The 2,257-nt window shown below is 44.9% G+C and carries 2 protein-coding genes; both read right to left on the bottom strand.

All coding sequences use genetic code 11. The annotated features are described in order from the left end of the window. Positions 1 to 394: 394 nt before the first annotated feature. Positions 395 to 1,672 (bottom strand): IS110 family RNA-guided transposase, encoded by a 1,278-nt coding sequence (locus ACSVDD_RS29840; RefSeq protein ID WP_510167027.1) that lies wholly within the window; start codon positions 1,670 to 1,672, stop codon positions 395 to 397. 108 nt (positions 1,673 to 1,780) lie between these two features. After that, the coding region (locus ACSVDD_RS29845; RefSeq protein WP_510167028.1) for a hypothetical protein at positions 1,781 to 2,257 on the bottom strand (477 nt) is incomplete at its 5' end.

The following is a 2,257-nucleotide window of genomic DNA, read 5'->3' on the forward strand; positions in this document are numbered from 1 at the left end:
ACTCATTCATTAGCTCCCTCTATAAATATTGATATATCAACGGTTTGACCCGTTGGTGGGATGTCAAAAAAATATTTTTCGACATATACCCTAACAGAAATTAATAAATATGTGATTCTCTTACAATTGGTGGGTACGCTACGCGGTCACTACTGGGTAATGATGGAAAAGTAGTGATCAGTATATATACGATGCACAATGGATCTCTGCGTAGCTTATGATGACGTACCCTCCCATGTCTCTGGGCATCAAAGTGCCTACATTCCTTCGTTCGGTCTAGTCATAAGGCAGAGGCTAGCGAAGCTCCTTTAGGGACTCAAGGTCGGATGGTGTTTATAGTGCCAGCTTCTCCGTGTCATCCTGTTGTCTAGTTCTTTTAAGGGGATGCAGGACTTTACATAGCCTCTGCGAGACTAGGAATATCCTTCATCATTCGCTTTGCGTCAAACGCTTTGTGCTTCGTGCTAATTCCATGGAGAACTTTCAATAGTTTTCCGCATAGAACCACGATGGATTGCTTCTTGCGTAACGGATTGTCTTTACGATTTGTGTAATACTCATGCAGCCTTCTAAAGGCATCATTATGGCGAACCATAGGCATCATCACTCGGAATAGGAGGGCGCGAAGCTTTCTTCTGCCCCGTTTGGAAATCCTTTTTTGACCTTTGTGCTGGCCGGAGGAATTTTCCCGTAATGTCAGTCCCGCTAGTTTGATTAGTTGGCGTGGATCTTCATAGTGAGAAAAGCTTCCGATTTCAGCTAGTAAATCGACAATCGTGGTATCTCCAAGTCCAGGAACCGTTGAGAGCCATTCGTATTCAACTGATGTTTTGATAAGTTCAACCAGGTGGTGCGTAATGCTTTCAATCTCCTGTTCCAACTGGTGGTAACGGCGAACGAGTGTGGCGATTTCAATACGGGCCATCTCCCGTCCTTCTGTTACCCCAATCGAGTCTGAAGCGAGTTCTATGAGTTGTATGGCTTTCGGCCTTTGGGGAGATTTGAGCCCCTCGACCTTACGGTAAAGTGCCAATACCTCATCCGGTTGTTTCTGATGAAGATCGGCCGGAAAAGGCGTGCATTCCAAGACAGCCATTGCCATCTTCCCGAATGACGGAAAGACCTGAGTGAACTCAGGAAAATAGCGATCGATCCAGCGAATAATCATGTTTTTGACGGACCCAAGTTCCTCGGTCAACTTGCTTCTGAACGTTGAACCCACACGGAGTTCAGCCTCCATATCCTTTAGGATGCGAGGATAACTGAAACGCCCATCCTTGATTAAGCGAGCGATGACCAGCGCATCCTTGCGGTCATGTTTGGTTGGCAGGTTATCATCCAACTCCTTTGATCGCTTGACGTGCATAGGGTTGGTCATCGCCAGGGGAATGCCCCGTTCCTCAAGGAAATAGGCTAGATTAAGCCAATAATGGCCGGTTGGTTCAATACCGACAATGACCTCCGTCTTTTCATGTTCGTTCATGGCAGTCAAAATACGCTGGTAAAAACTCTCGAAACCCTGGCTGGACTGTAGAACTGAGAAAGACTTTCGGAGCACACGTCCACGGTCATCGACAAAGCAGGCGAAATGTTTTCGCTTCGCAATATCGATCCCGACTACGAGTGTATTTTCGGTGACTTGATTTATTTTCTGATTTTGTTTAAAATCCACTTTGGAGTCCTCCTTGGTTAACTAAGTTAGGGGTCAATTCGGCGCACGATTTGACACCCCGTATCATACCAAGAGGGCTCTTTTTTGTTCAAGTCCCCGAAAATCCTTCTAACAGGAATGCTCCTTTGTTAAAATAAAGTTCTTCTGTCCTTGCTCATCAAAGGGTGAGATTTGCCAATACGAACTACTAAATGAGGGCAGCTCATCAATACTATCGAGTAAGTAGGTTGTATGCTGACGATATCGACTTATTGTAGCCTCAGCATTTGCAGCTCCTTCATGGTAAAGAAGTTTCCAGGTCTGCTTGTAACTTAAACCCATTACCTCATTGTCCCTTCGATTCTTGACCAGATAACCGATGGTCGAATTTTGCATACAGAGGAGGTGCAGAATCTCATAAGGATTTTGTTCACTAGCACTTACGCCTTTTTCAATATCCCATACTCCATCGACACGCTCCTTTTCTTCCGCATCGTAGATATAGTCACACAGCACAAACGTACCGTATTGATTGGTATACTCGAGATCTTTAATCTTGATCTTGCTGCTAAAATAACTCCGAATATCCCCAACCTTAACATCCTT

This window comes from Azospirillum terrae (assembly GCF_053470425.1).